Below are 19140 nucleotides of genomic sequence, written 5' to 3'. Positions count from 1 at the left end.
CGTCCCCCTTGTCGCCCGTTACTGGAAGTTGATGCTGGTGGTGGGTGCCACCACCGTCTGGGCCTTCTGCACCTGTTCCAGTTGCAGCGGGTCGTCGGCCACTGCCGGATCATCCTCGTCGCCGTTGCAGACCAGCACCAGATCGTAGCTGCCGAGATTGACAAATCCCAGCTCGTAGCCAAAGCCGCCTCCGGTCTGCGGCAGCACGGGGGCGCTGGCGTAGAAGCCGTTGTCGCTGTCCGCCATGTCGGGGTAGTTGTCGTCGCTTCTGGGCTGGTAGAAGTAGACGAAGGCCTTGTCGGTCAGCTGACCACCGCACAGCCCGGCCGCGACCGAGCCCTTGACGGTGGCAACCTGAGTGTTGTTCACCAGCCGTACGCCTCTCGGTTTGAGCTTGTAGTACTGCTCGTGGCCTGGCAGCACCATGGACTGGCGCAGATCGAATTCGGTGGTGAAGGCACTGAGGCCGCTGGCGGCAATGGTGAAGGCGTCCAGCTTGAGCTCGCTGCTGGGCACCTCGAGCGGCTTGATCACCCCATCATCCTGCTTGACGTAGGAGTAGGGGGTGCCGTCCAGAAACTGGTTGGCGACCTCCCGCCCGTCCAGCACCCGCAGCCGCATCTGGCTGTAGTTGCCGGGCACCACGCTCTGGCTGGCCAGCAGGGGGCGACTGGCGGACCCCTGATAACTCAGCAGGTCTATGTAGGTAAACAGCGGCCTCCCTGCGCTGTCGAGCGGAATGGTCTCGCCGCTCGGGGTACAGCCATCGTCCTGGGTCGAGGTGAGGAAGCTGGCGGTGGTCCAGCTCTGCTCGGTGCCGGCGACGGGGTGGATGCTGATGTTGGAGACGGCGATGCAGACCTTGCTGACGCCATCTACCGGGGCGTCGGAGAAGGCCAGCGAGAGCTGGGCCTGTGGTGGCTGGCTGCTGTTGTCGCCGCCCCCGCCGCCGCAGGCGGTGAGCAGGGCGGTCAGTCCGATCAGGGTCAAAGGTTTCATGGCGTCCATTCCGGTTGGTTGTGAAGACAACCCTACTCTAGTCGAACGTAGGCCATGAGGGGGAGGCAGAGCCCAGACGCAAGGGCGGGATCAGCCCGTCAGCCCAATAAAATCAAGGGGCAGGCCTGAGTGGCGCCAGTGCTGGCTGCGAAAGAGATTGTCGGAACCTTGGGGCACTGATTGGGCTGTGCCCAATCAGGCTTCCAGCAGCCGGGTGGGCCAGCCCATCTTCTGCTGGCGCTCCACTTCGAGGCGCAGCTCGCTGGCGCGCAGGTAGTGCTCATCCAGCCACCCCTTGGGCAGGGTCAGCGTCAGAGCCTCGTCATCCGCCTGCAGGGTAAAGATCGGCACAGTGCCCTGGGTGCGGCGCATGCAGAGGATCAGCGCGATGCGCAGGATGCGGGCCAGCCGGATCGCCTGGCGAGCCGTGACGGCACCCTGCTTCTCCAGCGGTTCCAGCTTGAATTCGTCCCGCTGGTTGAACAGCAGGGCCGACAGCAGCTTCTTCTGCGCGGGGGTGAAACCCGGCATGTCGATGTTGTCGATGATGTAGGCGGCGTGTTGCGGCGCCTTCTTGTACTCGATGCACAGACCGATCTCGTGCAGCAGGGCCGCGTAACGCAGGATCGGGCGACCGTAGCGCTTGGAGAGACGCCAGGCCGGCTGCAGCTGGGTGAACGCCTCGATGGCGGTATCGCGCACCCGCTCGGCGTGCTCCTTGTCCAGCTGGTAGCGGCTGATCAGGCTGTCGGCGGTACGATCGCGGGCATCACAGTCGTGATTGTTGCCGAGCAGGCCGTAGATTAAGCCTTCGCGCAGGGCGCCGCCGGCTAGCGTCATGCTCTCGATGCCGAGGGTTTCGAAGATGGCGATCAGGATGGCGAGGCCGGAGGGGAACACGGTCAGCCGCTCGGCGGCCAGCCCTTCCAGTTGCAGCTGGTCGAGCTTGCCACAGGCGATGGCCTGACCCATCAGCTCCTGCAGCTTCGGCAGGGTGACCCGCTCGCTCTTGCCCTGCGCCAGCATGATCTCCTGCAGCGCCTGCACAGTGCCGGAGGCGCCGACGCAGGTGCGCCAGCCGAGCACGCGGTAATCGTCCGCCACCTTCTCCAGCACCGTTTTGGCGGCGGCGATGGCCTGGTTGAAGCGCGCTTCGCTCAGCTCGCCGTCACCGAAGTGGTTGTTGAGCCAGGTGACGCAGCCCATGTGCAGGCTGTTGAGCAGCTTGGCCTCGCTCTGTTCGCCGATCACCAGCTCGGTACTGGCGCCGCCGATGTCGATCACCAGCCGGTTGCCTTCCCCCGCCGAGGTCCAAGAGACACCTTCATAGATGGTCTTGGCCTCTTCCTCACCCGAGATGATCTCGATGTTGTGGTTGAGCACCCGTTCCGCTTCACGCAGAAACTCGTCGACGTTGGTGGCCAGGCGCAGGGTTGCGGTGCCGACTACCCGGATGTTATCGGCCGGAATGTCCTGCAGCTGCTCGGAGAAGAGGCGCAGACAGTCCCAGCCCCGCTCCATGGCGGCACGGCTGAGACGAAAATCGGCATCCAGACCGGCGGCGAGGCGCACCTTGCGCTTGACCTTGGTGACGGTGCGCAGGGCACCGGCGACCTCGCGCACCACCAGCATGTGAAAGCTGTTGGAGCCGAGGTCGATGGCGGCATAGAGAGGCGAGTTGTGCAACTGGGCCTATCCTTCAGCTTTTGCGGGGAGGACGACGACGGTTGTTGCTGTTGCCACCGCCCTGGCGATCGCGCATGTTGCGGTTCACCGGCTGACGGTTGCGGAACACCCGTTTCGGCGCGGTCACGTCATCCAGCAGCGCCTCGCGGTCATACTTGCTGACCGGGATCGGGTGGTGGATGTACTCCTCGATGGCCGGCAGGTTGAAGGCATAGTCTTCACAGGCCAGGCTGATGGAGTGACCGCTCTTGCCGGCACGACCGGTACGACCGATGCGGTGTACGTAGTCCTCGGCGTCGTCGGGCAGGTCGTAGTTGAAGACGTGGGTCACGTCAGGGATGTGCAGACCACGGGCGGCCACGTCGGTGGCAACCAGGATGTCTACCGCACCCTTGGTGAAGTCCTCCAGGATCTTCATCCGCTTCTTCTGTGGCACGTCGCCGGTCAGCAGACCGACCCGGTGGCCGTCATTCTCCAGCCAGGCGTGAACGTCTTCACAGACGTGCTTGGTGTTGGCGAAGACGATGGCTTTCTCCGGCCACTCCTCTTCCATCAGGGAGAGCAGCAGCAACATCTTGTCTTCGTTGGAAGGGTAGAAGAGCTCTTCTTTGATTCGTACGCCGGTCATCTGCTCCGGCTCGACCTGCACATGTTCCGGGTGGTTCATGTGTTCGTAGGCCAGCTCCTGCACCCGAAGGGAGAGGGTGGCGGAGAACAGCATGCTCAGACGCTCGGTAGCGGGCGGCATGCGGCGGAACAGGAAACGGATGTCCTTGATGAAGCCGAGATCGAACATGCGATCCGCTTCGTCCAGCACCACGACCTGGATGTTGCTCAGATCGATGACCTTGGACTTGAAGTAGTCGATGATGCGGCCTGTGGTGCCGATCAGGATGTCGACACCCTGCTCCAGCACGGCCAGCTGCTTGTCGTACCCTTCACCGCCGTAGGCGAGGCCGAGCTTGAGACCGGTCGAGGCGGCCATGCTGTCGGCATCGTTGTAAATCTGTACTGCCAGTTCCCGGGTCGGTGCCATGATGATGGCGCGCGGCTGATTGATGAGGCGCGGCTTGGTCAGCGGGTGGGTCAGCAGATAGTTGAAGGTGGCAGCCAGGAAGGCGATGGTTTTGCCGGTACCCGTCTGGGCCTGGCCGGCGAGGTCATGGCCTTCTACCAGCAGCGGCAGAGAGAGTGCCTGGATGGGGGTGCAATAGTGAAATCCCTTTGATTCCAGACCAGCCAGAACTTCGGGTTCGAGGCCCATTTGGGCGAATTTGTCGGTCGTTAAGTGTGTTTTGCTCATGGCGGTAGGTTATCAGGTTAGGCTTGCAATAATAAACAGGATCATTTCAAATAGGGCAACTATTGCCTTTGTTGATACGTCAATAAAGCCTTAATTACTGACTGGAGTTGGAGATGAGTGACAAGATTGTTCAGCTGAGCGATGCCAGCTTCGAGGCAGATGTAATCAAAGCCGATGGCGCCGTTCTGGTCGACTTCTGGGCCGAATGGTGTGGTCCGTGCAAGATGATTGCCCCGATCCTGAACGAAGTCGCCCAAGAGTATGCCGGTCGCGTGACCGTGGCGAAATTGAACATCGACCATAACGCCGACACTCCGCCCAAATATGGCATTCGTGGTATTCCGACCCTCTTGCTGTTCAAGAATGGCGAAGTGGCAGCGACCAAGGTCGGTGCCCTGTCCAAGACTCAGCTGAAAGAGTTCCTGGACGGCAACCTGTAATAATCATCGAGGAGCGCATTGCAATAATGCGCTCCTTCTGTTTTATCACCTAGACGCTCACCCCGATTGGTGCTAATTTATCGCTCGTTTGCTAACCTTTTTGCCTGACTCTTTGCTCACACATCAGCCTGGCAAATCAAATCCGATCAGCATCAATCCAGCAGACTGTCTCCTCATTTCAATCCTTGCTTACAGACTTTCACCACTATGAATCTGACTGAATTAAAGAACACTCCTGTGTCCGAGCTGGTACAGCTTGGCGAATCCATGGGGTTGGAAAATCTGGCTCGGGCGCACAAGAAAGACATTATTTTCGCGATCCTCAAGGCGCACGCCAAGGGTGGCGAGGATATCTTCGGCGACGGTGTGCTGGAAATCCTGACCGATGGTTTCGGCTTCCTGCGTAGTGCAGACGGCTCCTACCTGGCCGGCCCGGACGACATCTACGTCTCCCCGAGCCAGATCCGCCGCTTCAACCTGCGCACCGGCGATACCATCTCCGGCAAGATCCGGCCGCCGAAAGAGGGCGAACGCTACTTCGCGCTGCTCAAGGTCAACGAGGTCAACTACGACCGTCCGGAAAACTCCCGCAACAAGATCCTGTTTGAAAACCTCACTCCGCTGCACGCCAACGAGCGTCTGCGCATGGAGCGTGGCAACGGTTCCACCGAAGACATCACCGCCCGCGTACTGGATCTGGCATCCCCGATCGGTAAAGGCCAGCGCGGTCTCATCGTCGCACCGCCCAAGGCCGGTAAGACCATGCTGCTGCAGAACATCGCCCAGAGCATTGCCTACAACCACCCGGATTGTGAATTGATCGTCCTGCTGATCGACGAGCGTCCGGAAGAAGTGACCGAGATGCAGCGGATGGTGAAGGGCGAAGTGATCGCCTCCACCTTCGACGAGCCGGCTTCCCGTCACGTCCAGGTCGCCGAAATGGTGATCGAGAAGGCCAAGCGTCTGGTCGAGCACAAGAAGGACGTGGTGATCCTGCTGGACTCCATCACCCGTCTGGCCCGTGCCTACAACACCGTCATCCCGTCATCCGGCAAGGTACTGACCGGTGGTGTGGACGCCAACGCCCTGCACCGTCCGAAGCGCTTCTTCGGTGCCGCGCGCAATGTAGAAGAGGGCGGCAGCCTGACCATCATCGCCACCGCGCTGATCGATACCGGCTCCAAGATGGATGAAGTCATCTACGAAGAGTTCAAGGGCACCGGCAACATGGAACTGCACCTCTCGCGCAAGATCGCCGAGAAGCGCGTCTACCCGGCCATCGACATCACCCGTTCCGGTACCCGCAAGGAAGAGCTGCTGACCACCGGCGACGAGCTGCAGAAGATGTGGATCCTGCGCAAGATTGTCCACCCGATGGGCGAGATCGATGGCATTGAGTTTCTCATCGACAAGCTGGCGATGACCAAGACCAACGACGAGTTCTTCGACGCCATGCGGCGCCAGCAGAAGTAACCGACTCGAAAAATGATGAAACCGCGGCCCAGGTCGCGGTTTTTGTTTATCTATTTTGCGGTCGCCTGAGTAGTATGAAACCTCGATGTCACAAGGATAGGGACGTCATGAAGCATGTACTCCTGATAATGCTGAGCTGGCTGCTGGTGCCGCCAGCTTTGGCGGGCCAGACTCCGTCCACCGGGACGGCGCCCCGCGTCGCGCTGGTGGCCGACGAGGGACTGCAGGGCCACCTCGACTACCTGACCGGCCGCTTGCAACAGGGACAGTTTGCCGCCATCGATTCCCTGCTGGACTCCCTGGCCGTGGGGCAGCGGGAGTATCTGCTGTGCCAGCTGCTCGCCACTCTCGATGGTCAGCCCAGGGCTGACAGCCCGCAACTGCTGGCCTGGGTGCGCGCCCAGTCGTTCAAGGCCCCCAGCTGGCTGGTGGAAAAAGAGGTGGACGGCTTTCTGGTGCAGCAACCCGCCTACGACTTTGCCGCCGCGGCGCGGCAGGTGCTGAGCCGCTGGCAACTGCAGGCCTGGCAGGACAACTACCGCCAGCTGCTGGAGGCGAACCGCTTCGAGTTCAAGCAGATTTACAACAGCCGCAACCCGGATCTGGCCCAGCAACAGCAGGCGCTGCTGAACGTGCTCGCCGGGCAGCCTGTCGCCGTGCTGCAGCGCGAGGCGCACAAGCTGGCCGGCCTGAACATCTTCCTGCCCGACAACCGCTTGCTGCGGCTGCTGGCCGAGCGTACCGGCGACAGCGCCCTCTATCAGAAGCTGTGGCGCCAACCGGCGGATCACGACAGCGTGGCGGCCCTGGCCAGCGTGGGGCGTTTTCATCAGGGTCAGACGGCGAGCGATCTGCTGATCGCCGCCAGCCGCAACGCCTCCCTCAAACAGACCGCCCTGCACCAGCTCAGTCAGCTTTCGCCGCTGCCCGACACGGCCCAGCAGTTCCTGCTGGCAGAGCTGGGCAACCGCCAGTACAGCGGTCAGGTGGCCAGCCTGCTGTTGCAGGTGGACGAGCCGAGGCTGCTGGCCCAGCTTGCCGATCGGCTGACCCGGCAGGAAAAGCGTCATGCAAGTCCGATGGTGCAACCCGAACCGGGTACACCCGCCGGCTCCCCGGAGTTATAATGCGGCATCGCCTGCACACAGGGTACCTGCATGAAATACAAGGATTTGCGTGATTTCATCGCGCAGCTGGAACAAAGCGGACAACTCAAGCGCATCACGCGCGAGATAGACCCCTATCTGGAGATGACCGAGATCAGCGACCGCACCCTGCGTGCGGGTGGGCCGGCCCTGCTGTTCGAAAATCCCAAGGGTTACGCCATGCCGGTGCTGACCAACCTGTTCGGCACGCCGGACCGGGTCGCCATGGGCATGGGCCAGCCCAACGTGGCCGCCTTGCGCCAGGTGGGGACCTGGCTCTCCTACCTGAAGGAGCCTGAGCCGCCCCGTGGCTTCAAGGAGCTGATGGAGAAGCTGCCGATCTTCAAGCAGGTACTCAACATGCCGACCAAGCGTCTCTCGTCCGCCCCCTGCCAGCAGCGGGTGCTGGAGGGAGAGGCGGTCGACCTGGACCAGATCCCCATTCAGCACTGCTGGCCGGGCGACGTGGCGCCGCTGGTCACCTGGGGTCTCACCATCACCCGCGGCCCCTACAAGAAGCGGCAGAACCTCGGCATCTATCGCCAACAGAAGATCGGCAAGAACAAGCTGATCATGCGCTGGCTGGATCACCGCGGCGGTGCCATCGATTTTCGCGAGTGGCAGGAGGCCCATCCGGGTGAGCGCTTCCCGGTGGCGGTGGCGCTGGGCGCCGATCCGGCGACCATCCTCGGCGCGGTGACACCGGTGCCGGATACCCTCTCCGAATACGCCTTCGCCGGTCTGCTGCGTGGCAGCCGTACCGAGGTGGTGAAGGCCATCAGCTGCGATCTGGAGGTGCCAGCCAGCGCCGAGATCGTGCTGGAAGGCTATCTGGAGCCGGGCGAGCTGGCCCCCGAGGGGCCCTATGGCGATCACACCGGCTACTACAACGAGGTGGACGAGTTCCCGGTCTTCACCATCACCCACATGACGATGCGCAAGGATGCCATCTACCACAGCACCTACACCGGCCGTCCGCCCGATGAGCCGGCGGTGCTGGGGGTGGCGCTCAACGAGGTATTCGTGCCGCTGTTGCAGAAGCAGTTCCCCGAGATCGTGGACTTCTACCTGCCGCCGGAGGGGTGCTCCTACCGGATGGCGGTGGTGACCATCAAGAAGCGCTATCCGGGCCACGCCAAGCGGGTGATGCTGGGGGTCTGGTCCTTCCTGCGCCAGTTCATGTACACCAAGTTCGTGATCGTCTGCGACGACGACATCAACGCCCGCGACTGGAAGGACGTGATCTGGGCCATCACCACCCGGATGGACCCGGCCCGCGACACCACCCTGATCGAGCACACCCCGATCGACTACCTGGACTTCGCCTCGCCGGTCTCCGGCCTTGGCTCCAAGATGGGGCTGGACGCCACCAACAAGTGGCCGGGAGAGACCAACCGCGAGTGGGGCCAGCCCATCGTCCAGGACGAGGCGGTGAAGCAGAAGATCGATGCCCTCTGGGACGAGCTGAACATTCTCGGTTGATGAGCGGCGGCCGGCCCGAAGGGCCGTGCCGCCTGGCCGGGATGCAAAAGATTGATGCCATTTGAGCTGAATTGGGTATGCTCGACTGACCTGACCACTTTGCTGGTCGCCAGTCCACAGTGAATCAAGAGCGAAAGCGGGCCGAACGAGCCCGTCACAAGGATAAGAATGCAACGTATCAAGTGCCGCGTAGAGGAACTGCGCGAATATGTCGACACCATCTGGCACGTGGCCCTGACGCCGCTGCAAGAGGTCAGCTTCAAGCCGGGCCAGTATCTGCTGGTGGTGATGAGTGATTCGGACAAGCGTCCCTTCTCTATCGCCAACTCGCCGACCCGCCCCGGCGTGCTGGAGCTGCAGATCGGCGCTACCCCGGAGAACGCCTATGCCGGCCAGGTGCTGGCCCGCATGCGCGAGCAGGGGGAGATCGAGATTGAGCTGGCGGCGGGCAAGGCCTTCCTGCGGGAAGAGTCACCCCGTCCGCTGATCCTGATGGCAGGCGGCACAGGTTTCTCCTACGCCCGCGCCATTCTGGAATACCTGATCGACAGCGGCAGCAAGCGCCCGGTGTTCTTCTACTGGGGCGTGCGCCAGGCGCACTGGCTCTACGAGCAGGAGCAGATGCAGCAGTGGGAGCGCGACTACGCCCCGCTTACCTACATCCCTGTGGTGCAGGAGCCGGAGAGCGACTGGGCCGGCAAGACCGGGCTGGTACACAAGGCCATCATGGATGACTTCGTCAGCCTGCATGACTACGACATCTATGTGGCTGGCCGCTTCGAGATGGCGGGTGCGGCGCGGGAAGAGTTCAAGATCCTGGGAGCCGAGCCGGAGCGCATCTTCGGCGACGCCTACGAGTTCATCTGAGTTCGGCATGAGGCCGGTCACGTAACCGGAAATGCCTCGCTGCATTTGCCGCCGCAACTTGCTTTGCGGCAGGCCAGAAACAACAAACCCCAGCCTGGCTGGGGTTTGCTTTATGGGGGCGGTGTTATTCGCCCTTGGCGCCGAGCTGCTGCTCGAGCTGGGCCAGCTTGGCCTCGAGGGCGGTCAGCTTCTCGCGGGTGCGCAGCAGCACCTTGGTCTGCACGTCAAACTCTTCGCGACTGACCAGATCCAGCTTGCCGAGCTGGGACTGCAGCACCTGACGGATCTTCTTCTCCACCTCTTCGCCCATGCTGCGAATGCCGGGCGGCAGGGAGTTGTGCACCTGTTTGGCGATCTCTTCCAGTTTCTTCGGGTCGATCATGTGGTTCTCCTTAAGCAATGCGCCATTCTACCGGCAATTGATCCGCTTTGCCGAGATCGGGGGTCGCTTTTTGCCATCTGGCGTACAAGTGACCGCTGGTCGGGTCTGGTATCCGTGATGAAGCTGTTAACCTATCGAGTCCCGTTTCTATTCCAATTCCTTGATGCTGTACACAAAAAAAGCAGATCAGATGACCGACCAGCTACTTAATAATTGTTGCGTTGCTGTTAAGATGTACCGGTCGGGTTTATACCCAACGCCGTCAGCATTTCATGGATAACAACTAAAAAGAGATAAGGATATGAAAAAGAAGCTAATTTATGCCGCAGTCGTCAGTGCTATGCTGGCCGGCTGTGGTGGCAGTGACGATAACAAAGGCGACACCTCCAGCTATCTCGACTATCTGTTGACCGGTTCCAACGCAGTGCGCCCCAGTGCCCTGGCGGCCCGCGCCAGCGATGGCACCCTGAAATTCTCCACCGAAACGGCGGATCTCTCCAACCCGGTGTCGGCCATGTCGACCCTGGATGGCTGGTCCACGACCCAGGCCATCCAGATCGTGCCCGTCACCTCGTCCGGCATCACTGTCCAGGCACCGGCTGCCGCCGAGTTTGCCGCCTCGGTGGCCCCGCTCTACCTGCTGGAGCTGAGCTTTGACAGCACAGCCCTGCGCCCGAGCGGCGTGAAGAAGGTGCTGACCTACGGGGTGGACTTCGTGGTGGCCGCCTCGGCTGGCAAGCTGAACCTGGTGCCGATGAAACCGCTGAATCCCTCCTCCTACTACATGATCGTGGCCACCGACTCCCTCAAGGACAGCAGCGGCAACGCGGTCAAGGCCGGCAGCGACTACGGCAACTACAAGAACAACGTCGGCAGCAATGCCCAGGAGCAAACCATCAACGGTCTGATCGCCCTGCAGGAGGGCCTGTTCAAGGCCGCCACCGGCGTCTCCACCGATCACGTCATCTTCTCCGACTGGTTCGGTACCCAGTCTGGTGCCGATGTGCTGGTGGCGGTGAAAGGGGCGGCGGCATCCGTGCTGAAGAGCCCGACCCTGGACGCTGCCGCCCTGTGGAAGCAGGATGCCAAGGGCAACACCAGCCTGCCCGGCACCTACACCCTGGCCGTGACAGGCAGCAACCCCTTCCTGACCCAGCTGGACGCCGAGGCGTTCCTGCCGCAGGAGCAGAAAGATGCGCTGGCCACCGCCTTCGGCCCTGGCGCCCCGCTCAACGGGCTGGCCCAGCTGACCACTGTCTATACCGGTACCGTCAAGCTGCCCTACTTCCTCTCCTCGCCGGCCACCGCCGGCTCCTGGGACAAGGCCAAGACCCAGTCCTGGCACGGTGCCATCCCCAGCTTGTACGCCATCGCCAATGCCCTGAAAGCCTCTGACAGCGAAGTGATCGCCGGGCTGGTGGGCGCGGGCGTGGACCCGGCCCTGCTGGCGACGCTGATTGCCGATCCGACCCGTCAGGCCGAGTTGCTGGCCGAGGCGAGCAAGCTGATCGGGGTGACCCTCACTTCAGGCGGCAAGCCGCTGGATGCCGAGCAGAACATCGGCCGCTTCAACCCGCTGCCCAAGCTGGAAGAGGTGCAGTCGGTGCCGATGCGGGTCTTCGCCAAGGATGCCCTCAACACCATCACCGACGTGATCATCTACCAGCACGGCGTCACCTCGGTGAAAGAGAACGCCTATGCGCTGGCGCTGGGCCAGATCTATGCCGGCATGCAGGCAGGCAAGAAGGTGGCGCTGGTGGTGATCGATCACCCGCTGCACGGTGAGCGCGGCTTCGCCCTGAGCGGCAGCATGGACACAGTCACCACCTCCGACAATCCGACCCCCTACCTGAACCTGAGCTACCTGACCGTGGCCCGCGACAACCTGAAACAGAGCGTGGCGGATCTGCTGGGTCTGCGTCTGGCGGTCGGTCTGGCCAATGGCAAGGGCGTCATCGGCAGCGCCGGCAGCCTCAAGGTGCACTTCCTGGGCCACTCCCTGGGCGCCATCTCGGGCACCAACCTGCTGGCGGTCGCCAACCAGTCCATCGGCAATGCCCAGGCGGATGCCCTGTTCAAGTTCGATACCGGTGGCCTGGCCATGCCGGGTGGCGGCATAGCGCCGCTGTTGCTGAACTCGCCGACCTTCGGTCCGACCATCAAGATGGGCGTGCTGACCAGCGGCAGTGCCGAGCTGAAAGCGGGCTTCACCGCCTACGCCCCCAGCTGCAAGACCGAGGTGCCGACCTGCTTCGTCAACGAGTTCCTGCCGAGCCTGAGCGCCACCCAGCAGGCCGCTGCGGCCAGCACGCTGCAGAGCTACAGCTTCGCGGCCCAGTCGGTACTGGATTCGGCTGACCCGATCAACCTCGGCAGCGGCATCAAGAGCGACTTCCCGCTGTTCGCCACCGAGATCGTTGGCGATGGCGCGTTGAGCCTGTCGGATCAGGTGATCCCGAACAGCATCGCCTCCGCCCCGCTGGGCGGCACCGAGCCGTTGTTCAAGGTGCTGGCGCTGCAACCGCTGACCGCCACCGGTGCGGCCAGCCACAACGCAGCCCGCTTCGTGGCTGGTGGCCACAGCTCGCTGCTGGCACCGGACGAGAACTTCGATCCGAGCGGCGACGTGACCACCGAAATGCAGTCCGAGTTCGCCAGCTTCTTCATGAGCGGCGGCACTGCGGTCAAGGTGACCGATCCCACCCTGCTCAAGCAGTAAGCCAGTCGGCCAATAAAAACGCCGCCCCTCGGGGCGGCGTTTTTTTTCGTGTATAGCACTCGTCGCCGGGTGGGCCAGATCAGCAGACGTGTTGGCTGCCGAGCCGATCGCAGCAACTCAGGCTGGCTGGTGGTGTCTGTCTAGCCAGCCCTGCAGCAGGCCGACCAGCAGGCCGGCCAGGTGGGCCATGTTGGCGGTACGGGTGCCGAGCAGATCGAAGAAACCGAGTGCCAGCCAGAACAGCATGAAGCCCATCAGCGCCGGTGGCAGGGTGAGGCCGCAGGCCGGCTGCAACTTGCTGCGCAGCCAGCAGTAGCCGAGCAGGGCATAGACCACCCCGGAGAGACCGCCAAACAGCGGGCCGCTGGCGAAAAACTCGGCCAGGTTGGGCAGGGCGGCGCCTACCAGCAGCAGGATCAGCAGCTTGCCGCTGCCGAGCCGCTGTTCGATCTGGCCCCCCAGATACCACCACCACAGCAGGTTGAACACCAGGTGCAACACCGAGAAGTGGATGAAGGCCGGGGTGAAGTAGCGCCACGCCTGCCAGTCGGTGAACTGGGCCAGGGTCGGGTGAAAGGCCAGCTCGTCGAAGATCGGCAGGCCGATGGCGTCGAGCCCGTAGATGGCCAGACAGGCGATGATCACCACCAGGGTCAGCGGCCCCGCCTGATGGAGGAAGTCGGTGACCGGGTCGCTCATCCCCTTGCTGTAGTCGATGCGGGCATCGGCCCGGCCGGACTGCCAGGAGGCCTCCATGTAGCGGGGGTGGCTCGGCTCGGCCAGGAAGCGCTTCACCTCCTGCTGGGCCTGGGCGAGGCGCTGCTCGTCCGCCAGCCAGATGGTGACCCCCAACTCCGACTGGGTCAGCTCGCACGAGATGCCGAGGGTGGAGAGGTAGTCCACCAGCGCCTGGGCCATGCGGGCGTTGTCGAGCACCAGCAGCTGGATCATGCGTCGCCCGCCTGGATCGGGAACTCCCTGCGCCACGCCTCGAAGCCGCCGTCCAGGCTGTAGACCTCATCGTACCCCTGTTGCAGCAGGTACTGGGCGGCGCCCTGGCTGCTGTTGCCGTGGTAGCACATCACGATCACCGGGGTGTCGAAGTCCACCTCGTTCATGAAACGCACCAGGGTGCCGTTGGTGAGGTGGAAGGCGCCGACCGCGTGGGCTGTCTCGAACGACTGGGGGTCGCGAATATCCACCAGGCGGGCTTCACCGGCGCTGAGCTTCTGGTGGGCATCATGGGCACTGATATGGGCAAACTGGTCCATTAACATGTCCTGCGAATAGGTGATTGAGGGTCAGTTTACCGCAAGCGGGGGCCGGCGCTAAGCCCGCAATGTGTCCGGTTATTGCCGGGGCCGATCGCAATTTCCTTCAATACCCGGGGCGGGGTGATAGCTAGGCTGGGGGCTCCTTTTACCGATACGAGCGTTATTCATGGAGACGAGTCTGCTGTTATCCATGGCCGGGTTTGCCCTGGCCATGTCCATCACCCCGGGGCCGGTCAACCTGGTCGCCCTCGGCAGCGGCGCCAGGCACGGCTTTGCGGCCAGCCTGCGCCACGTGGTCGGGGCCACCCTGGGGTTTATCCTGCTGTTGTTGCTGATGGGATTGGGGCTGGGCGCCACCCTGCTGCAATGGCCGGCGGCGGCCGAGCTGCTGCGCTGGGGCGGGGTGGTCTTTCTCGGCTGGATGGCCTGGCAATTGCTGGTGGACAGCGGCCGGGTCGAAGGGGTCGACGGGGTAGCGCCCTCCTTCTGGTACGGGGCGCTGATGCAGTGGCTCAACCCCAAGGCCTGGCTCGCCGCCAGCATGGGGATGGGGGCCTATGGCAGTGTGGGCGGGGTGGGGCAGGTGGCCCTGTTCAGCGGCATCTACCTGGTCATTTGTCTGTGCTCCATCGCCTGCTGGGCCTATGCCGGCAGTCGCCTGCAGGGGTTGCTGCTGGTACCGCAGCGGCTGCGCTGGTTCAACCGGGCGATGGCGCTGTTGTTGCTGCTCTGCGCCGCCTATCTGGTGCGCTAGCCCGGCCGGGTCAGCTGGTTGCGGTAGTGGCCAGGGGTGGCGGCCACCCGCCGTTTGAACTGGCGCTGGAAGTGGGCCTGATCGGCAAAACCGCTGGCCAGCGCCACCTCTGCCAGCGGCTCTCCCCGCCTGAGCAGGGTGCGGGCGTGGCGGATGCGCTGATCGAGCAGGTAGGCGTGGGGCGTCATGCCGTAGTGGCGGCTGAAGCTGCGCACGAAGTGGGAGGGGGTGAGCCCGGCCACCGCGCTCAATTGCGCGAGGGTGAGGGCGCTGCTGCAGTCGTCCTGCATCAGTTCGGCGGCCCGTTGCAGGTGCTGCGGCGGCCGATCGTCCCAGCTGGCCTGAGTGAGTCTGGTCAGCAGCTGACGGCTGAACTGGTGGCAGGCCACCTCGCGCGCGAGCGGCTCCGACTCCTGCCACAGCTGCCGATGGAGCCGGCACAGCCCCTGATAGAGCAGGGGATCCCGGCTGGCGGTCATGTCGAAGGGGCGAAATTCGTGGCCCAGCCCTGCCTCCTCCTGCTGGCGCTGCAGCCAGCCGGTGTCGAGGTAGAACATCAGATAGGACCAGGGTTCATCGGCTACCGGGTTGCAGGCGTGCACCTCTTCCGGGTTCATCAGTACCAGGTGGCCGCGGCCGACCTCCTGCCGGCTGCGCTGGTTGAGATAGTGGCTGTGGCCGCCGGTGATGGCGCCGATGGAGAAATGGGGGTGGCTGTGTTTGTCATAGCAGACGCGGCGGCCATCCTGCACCGCCCGCGCCTCGATGAAGGGCAGGGCCGGATCGTGCCAGAAACTGTGGTGATCCGGCGCCGTGTCGGCCCTGCTCATGGGTCAGCCGCCGAGATAGGCCTGGCGGACGGCCGGGTTGGCCAAGAGGGCAGCCCCCGTGTCCTGCAGCACCACGTGGCCGTTCTCCAGTACATAGCCGCGATCGGCCAGCTTGAGCGCCTGGTTGGCGTTCTGCTCCACCAGGAAGATGGTCATGCCGTCGCGGCGCAGCTGCTCTATGGTGTCGAAGATCTGCTGGATGACGATGGGGGCCAGCCCCAGCGAGGGTTCATCCAGCAGCAGCAGGCGCGGCTTGCTCATCAGGGCCCGGCCGATGGCCAGCATCTGCTGCTCGCCGCCAGACATGGTGCCGGCCCGCTGCTCCAGTCGCTCGTGCAGCCGCGGGAACAGGGTGAAAATCTGATCCAGCAGGCCGCGCTGCTCGGCCTTGTCGACGAAGAAGGCCCCCATCAGCAGGTTCTCCTCCACCGTCAGGCGGGCGAAGATGCGGCGCCCCTCCGGCACCACGGCGATGTCCTTGCGCATGATGCGGGCGGTGGAGAGCGAGTCTATCTGCTCCCCCTCGAACCAGATGGAGCCGCTGCTCGGCTTGGGCTCGCCGCACAGGGTCATCAGCAGGGTGGTCTTGCCGGCGCCGTTGGCGCCGATCAGGGTGACGATTTCCCCCTCTTTCACCTCGACGCTGACGTCGTGCAGCGCCTGAATTTTGCCGTAGTGGGTCGATACGTTGCGAAGTTCTAACATCTTGTTTTCCTTACGACTCGCCCAGATAGGCCTTGATCACTGCCGGATTGCTGCGGATTTCATCCGGCTTGCCGTGGGCCAGCGGGGTGCCCTGGTTGACCACGAAGATGCGGTTGGAGATCTCCATCACCAGCTTCATGTCGTGCTCGATCAGCAGCACCGAGACCCCGAACTCGTCCCGCAGGTTGGAGATGAGCTCGTTCAGCTCGTCGGTCTCGTGGGGGTTGAGGCCGGCGGCCGGCTCGTCCAGCATCAGCAGCTCGGGCCGGGTCGCCATGCAGCGGGCTATCTCGAGCCGGCGTTGCTGACCATAGGCCAGGTTGCCGGCGGCGCGGTTGGCGAGATCCTTGAGCCCCACCTTCTCCAGCCAGAAGGCGGACTGCTCCAGCCCCTCCCGCTCGGCGCGGCGAAAGGCCGGGGTCTTGAACAGCCCGGCCAGAAAACCTGTGTTGAGGTGCCTGTGCTGGGCCACCAGCAGGTTTTCCACCGCCGTCATGTCCTTGAACAGCCGCACGTGCTGAAAGGTGCGCACGATTCCCTTGCGGGCGATGAGGTGGCCGGGCAGCCCCTGGATCTCCTCGCCCTTGTAGCGAATGATGCCGCCGCTCGGGCGGTAGAAGCCGGTCAGGCAGTTGAAGATGGTGGTTTTGCCGGCCCCGTTGGGACCTATGATGGAGATCACCTCCCCCTTTTCCACGTCCAGCTTGACCCCGTTGACGGCCAGCAGGCCGCCAAAACGCATCGACAGATCAGAGACTTCCATTAACTTCTGATGAGTACTCATTTTTTCAGCTCCCAGTCCAGGGTGGAGCAAGTCACCGCCAGCAATCCGGCCAGATAGCGCATCGACAGCTCATAGACGTCCAACAACTTCTGATGCGTACTCATTTCTTCAACTCCAGATGCGGGCGGGTCATCGGCAGCAATCCTTGTGGCCGCCAGATCATCATGAACACCATCAAGAGGCCGAACATCAGCATGCGGTACTCGTTGAACTCGCGCGCCAGCTCCGGCAGCACCGTCATCACGATGGCGGCCAGCACCACCCCGATCTGGGAGCCCATGCCGCCCAGCACCACAATCGCCAGCACGATGGCCGACTCGATGAAGACGAAGGACTCCGGGCTGATGAAGCCCTGGCGCGAGGCGAAGAAGCTGCCGGCAAAGCCCGCGAAGCAGGCGCCTATGGTGAAGGCGGTCAGCTTGATGATGGTGGGGTTGAGCCCCAGCGACTTGCAGGCGATCTCGTCTTCCCGCAGCGCCTCCCAGGCGCGGCCGAGCGGCATGCGCAGCAGGCGGTTGATGACGAACAGGGTCGCCACCACCAGCACCAGCGCCATCAGGTAGAGGAAGATCACCTTGTGGTTGGCGTTGTAGGCGATGCCGAAGAATTCGTGGAAGGTCTCGAAGCCGCCATCCTTGACGGTGCGGTTGAACTCCAGCCCCCCCAGGGTCGGTTTGGGAATGCCGGAGATGCCGTTCGGGCCGCCGGTCAGGCTGGTCATGTTGTTGAGCAGGATGCGGATGATCTCGCCAAAGCCCAGGGTGACGATGGCCAGGTAATCCCCCCGCAGCCGCAGCACAGGGAAGCCGAGCAGGAAGCCGAAGGTGGCCGCCATCAAGCCGGCGATGGGCAGGCACTCCCAGAAGCTGAGGCCGAAGTAGCTGTTGAGCAGGGCATAGCTGTAGGCGCCGACCGCGTAGAAGCCGACGTAGCCGAGATCGAGCAGGCCGGCGAGGCCCACCACCACGTTCAGACCCAGCCCCAGCATGATGTAGATCAGGGTGAGGGTGGCCAGATCGATGGCGCCGCGGGAGGCCATGAAGGGCCAGCTCACCGCAAACAGCAGCACCAGCACGGCGGTCAGGTTATAGAGCTTGGGCGCCTCTTCGGGGCTTGGCAGCACCAGCTTGGTGAAGCCGACCGAGAAGCCGCTGATGGAGGCCTGGAACAGCCGGCTTATCTGGCCGCGCAGCATCTGGAACCAGAACACCAGGGTGGCGCCGCCCAGCAACCAGGCCAGCGACACGTCGAGCCGGCTCACCACCAGCAGGCGGGTGCCGTCGGTCTCCAGCTTGAAGCCGAGCAGCCAGAAGGAGAGCACCAGCAGTACCAGGCTGGCGATGCAGGCATGAATGAATTGGCGTTTCATCATACTTTCTCCACTTCTGGGCGGCCCAGGATGCCAGTGGGCATAAAGAGCAGTACGAAGATGAGCAGGGCGAACGCCATCACATCCTTGTACTCGGTGCTGAGGTAGCCGGCGGTCAGCGCCTCCACCACGCCGAGCAGCAGGCCGCCCAGCACGGCGCCGGGAATGCTGCCGATGCCGCCAAGCACCGCCGCCGTAAAGGCCTTCAAGCCGGCCATAAAGCCGAGATAGGGGTTGATGACACCGTAATACATGCCGAGCAGCACACCGGCGACGGCGGCCAGGGTGGCCCCCAGCACGAAGGTGATGGAGATGACCACGTGGGTGTCTATCCCCAACAGGTTGGCCATCTTGATGTCTTCCGAACAGGCGCGGCAGGCGCGGCCCATACGGGAGCGGCCGATGAACTGGGTCAGCGCCAGCATGGTGATGAAGGTCACCACGAAGATGATGAGCTGCATCCAGGAGAGGCTGGCCTGGAAGCCGTCGGCCTCACCCAGGGTCCAGCCGCCGGAGATCAGGGTGGGCATGGCGATGTCGCGCGAGCCCTGGGCCATCCGCATCATGTTCTGCAGGAAGATCGACATGCCGATGGCGGAGATGAGGGGGATCAGCCGGTTGCCGCCCCGCAGCGGGCGATAGGCGACCCGCTCTATGGTCCAGCCATAGCTGCCGGTGATGATGATGCTGACCAGGAAGGCGCCCCCCAGCAGCAGAAAGGTGCTGTCGATGCCCATCATCATGAGCCCCGCCATCACCATGAAAGCGACATAGGAGCCGATCATGTAGACCTCGCCGTGGGCGAAGTTGATCATGCCGATGATGCCATAGACCATGGTGTAGCCGATGGCGATCAACGCATAGGTGCTGCCTATGGTTAACCCGTTCAGCAACTGCTGAACCAGGTAAAGGAAGTGTTCGGACATAC

Annotated in this window: 18 protein-coding genes; 7 read left to right on the top strand and 11 right to left on the bottom strand. The window is 63.2% G+C overall.

Annotated elements, in window-relative coordinates:
- Positions 1-18: 18 nt before the first annotated feature.
- The 3 genes from AB5Y94_RS08780 to rhlB all read right to left on the bottom strand — a co-directional run bounded on the left by AB5Y94_RS08780 (position 19) and on the right by rhlB (position 3988).
- Entirely contained in the window at positions 19-999 is a 981-nt protein-coding gene (locus AB5Y94_RS08780; RefSeq protein ID WP_368205356.1) for a DUF4382 domain-containing protein, read from the bottom strand.
- A gap of 195 nt (positions 1000-1194) precedes the next feature.
- Complete coding sequence (gppA, locus tag AB5Y94_RS08775; protein WP_010635565.1) at positions 1195-2685, bottom strand: guanosine-5'-triphosphate,3'-diphosphate diphosphatase; 1491 nt, start codon at positions 2683-2685, stop codon at positions 1195-1197.
- 13 nt (positions 2686-2698) lie between these two features.
- Complete coding sequence (gene rhlB, locus AB5Y94_RS08770; protein WP_005307299.1) at positions 2699-3988, bottom strand: ATP-dependent RNA helicase RhlB; 1290 nt, start codon at positions 3986-3988, stop codon at positions 2699-2701.
- A 113-nt stretch (positions 3989-4101) separates the two neighbouring features.
- Here rhlB and trxA point away from each other — a divergent pair, with 113 nt between their 5' ends.
- The 5 genes from trxA (at position 4102) to fre (ending at position 9395) form a co-directional block, all read left to right on the top strand.
- On the top strand, positions 4102-4428 hold the full coding sequence (trxA, locus tag AB5Y94_RS08765; protein WP_005307306.1) for a thioredoxin TrxA: 327 nt from the start codon (positions 4102-4104) through the stop codon (positions 4426-4428).
- 207 nt (positions 4429-4635) lie between these two features.
- A complete protein-coding gene (gene rho / locus AB5Y94_RS08760; RefSeq protein ID WP_005307308.1) occupies positions 4636-5901 on the top strand; it encodes a transcription termination factor Rho in 1266 nt (421 codons plus the stop codon).
- Between the two features lie 107 nt (positions 5902-6008).
- Positions 6009-7028 (top strand): hypothetical protein, encoded by a 1020-nt coding sequence (locus AB5Y94_RS08755; protein WP_042005931.1) that lies wholly within the window; start codon positions 6009-6011, stop codon positions 7026-7028.
- Between the two features lie 30 nt (positions 7029-7058).
- Positions 7059-8528 carry a 4-hydroxy-3-polyprenylbenzoate decarboxylase gene (ubiD, locus tag AB5Y94_RS08750; protein ID WP_005307312.1) on the top strand — a complete coding sequence of 490 codons (1470 nt, stop codon included), beginning with the start codon at positions 7059-7061 and terminating at the stop codon, positions 8526-8528.
- Positions 8529-8696: 168 nt separating this feature from the next.
- On the top strand, positions 8697-9395 hold the full coding sequence (gene fre / locus AB5Y94_RS08745; protein WP_005307313.1) for an NAD(P)H-flavin reductase: 699 nt from the start codon (positions 8697-8699) through the stop codon (positions 9393-9395).
- Positions 9396-9519: 124 nt separating this feature from the next.
- Here the strand turns inward: fre and AB5Y94_RS08740 are convergent, their stop codons facing one another.
- Positions 9520-9777, bottom strand: a complete 258-nt coding sequence (locus AB5Y94_RS08740) for an accessory factor UbiK family protein (protein WP_005307315.1) — start codon at positions 9775-9777, stop codon at positions 9520-9522.
- A gap of 301 nt (positions 9778-10078) precedes the next feature.
- On the opposite strand from AB5Y94_RS08740, the gene AB5Y94_RS08735 reads away from it, so the two are divergent.
- On the top strand, positions 10079-12496 hold the full coding sequence (locus tag AB5Y94_RS08735; protein ID WP_368205355.1) for a VolA/Pla-1 family phospholipase: 2418 nt from the start codon (positions 10079-10081) through the stop codon (positions 12494-12496).
- Between the two features lie 117 nt (positions 12497-12613).
- Here the strand turns inward: AB5Y94_RS08735 and glpG are convergent, their stop codons facing one another.
- Together glpG and glpE are read right to left on the bottom strand one after the other, a co-directional pair.
- On the bottom strand, positions 12614-13447 hold the full coding sequence (gene glpG / locus AB5Y94_RS08730; protein WP_005307318.1) for a rhomboid family intramembrane serine protease GlpG: 834 nt from the start codon (positions 13445-13447) through the stop codon (positions 12614-12616).
- Positions 13444-13767 carry a thiosulfate sulfurtransferase GlpE gene (gene glpE / locus AB5Y94_RS08725; RefSeq protein ID WP_005307320.1) on the bottom strand — a complete coding sequence of 108 codons (324 nt, stop codon included), beginning with the start codon at positions 13765-13767 and terminating at the stop codon, positions 13444-13446. The genes glpG and glpE overlap by 4 nt, the downstream gene beginning before the upstream one ends.
- A gap of 169 nt (positions 13768-13936) precedes the next feature.
- Here glpE and AB5Y94_RS08720 point away from each other — a divergent pair, with 169 nt between their 5' ends.
- Complete coding sequence (locus AB5Y94_RS08720; protein WP_024942238.1) at positions 13937-14524, top strand: LysE family translocator; 588 nt, start codon at positions 13937-13939, stop codon at positions 14522-14524.
- Here AB5Y94_RS08720 and AB5Y94_RS08715 read toward each other — a convergent pair.
- The 5 genes from AB5Y94_RS08715 to livH form a co-directional block, all read right to left on the bottom strand.
- Entirely contained in the window at positions 14521-15354 is an 834-nt protein-coding gene (locus AB5Y94_RS08715; RefSeq protein WP_368205354.1) for a helix-turn-helix domain-containing protein, read from the bottom strand. The two genes, AB5Y94_RS08720 and AB5Y94_RS08715, sit on opposite strands and share 4 nt — an antisense overlap.
- A gap of 3 nt (positions 15355-15357) precedes the next feature.
- On the bottom strand, positions 15358-16059 hold the full coding sequence (locus tag AB5Y94_RS08710; RefSeq protein ID WP_005307325.1) for an ABC transporter ATP-binding protein: 702 nt from the start codon (positions 16057-16059) through the stop codon (positions 15358-15360).
- 10 nt (positions 16060-16069) lie between these two features.
- Positions 16070-16843 carry a high-affinity branched-chain amino acid ABC transporter ATP-binding protein LivG gene (livG, locus tag AB5Y94_RS08705; protein WP_005307326.1) on the bottom strand — a complete coding sequence of 258 codons (774 nt, stop codon included), beginning with the start codon at positions 16841-16843 and terminating at the stop codon, positions 16070-16072.
- A gap of 100 nt (positions 16844-16943) precedes the next feature.
- On the bottom strand, positions 16944-18212 hold the full coding sequence (locus AB5Y94_RS08700) for a high-affinity branched-chain amino acid ABC transporter permease LivM (protein ID WP_019841062.1): 1269 nt from the start codon (positions 18210-18212) through the stop codon (positions 16944-16946).
- Positions 18212-19138 carry a high-affinity branched-chain amino acid ABC transporter permease LivH gene (livH, locus tag AB5Y94_RS08695; RefSeq protein ID WP_005307331.1) on the bottom strand — a complete coding sequence of 309 codons (927 nt, stop codon included), beginning with the start codon at positions 19136-19138 and terminating at the stop codon, positions 18212-18214. The genes AB5Y94_RS08700 and livH overlap by 1 nt, the downstream gene beginning before the upstream one ends.
- Between the last annotated feature and the right edge of the window lie 2 nt (positions 19139-19140).

The sequence above is a fragment of the Aeromonas sp. s5 genome (genome assembly GCF_040907865.1).
GTDB classification, from domain to species: Bacteria; Pseudomonadota; Gammaproteobacteria; order Enterobacterales; family Aeromonadaceae; genus Aeromonas; species Aeromonas dhakensis.
Note: the sequence above shows the minus strand (reverse complement) of the source record. Positions and strands in the feature narration are given on the sequence as shown.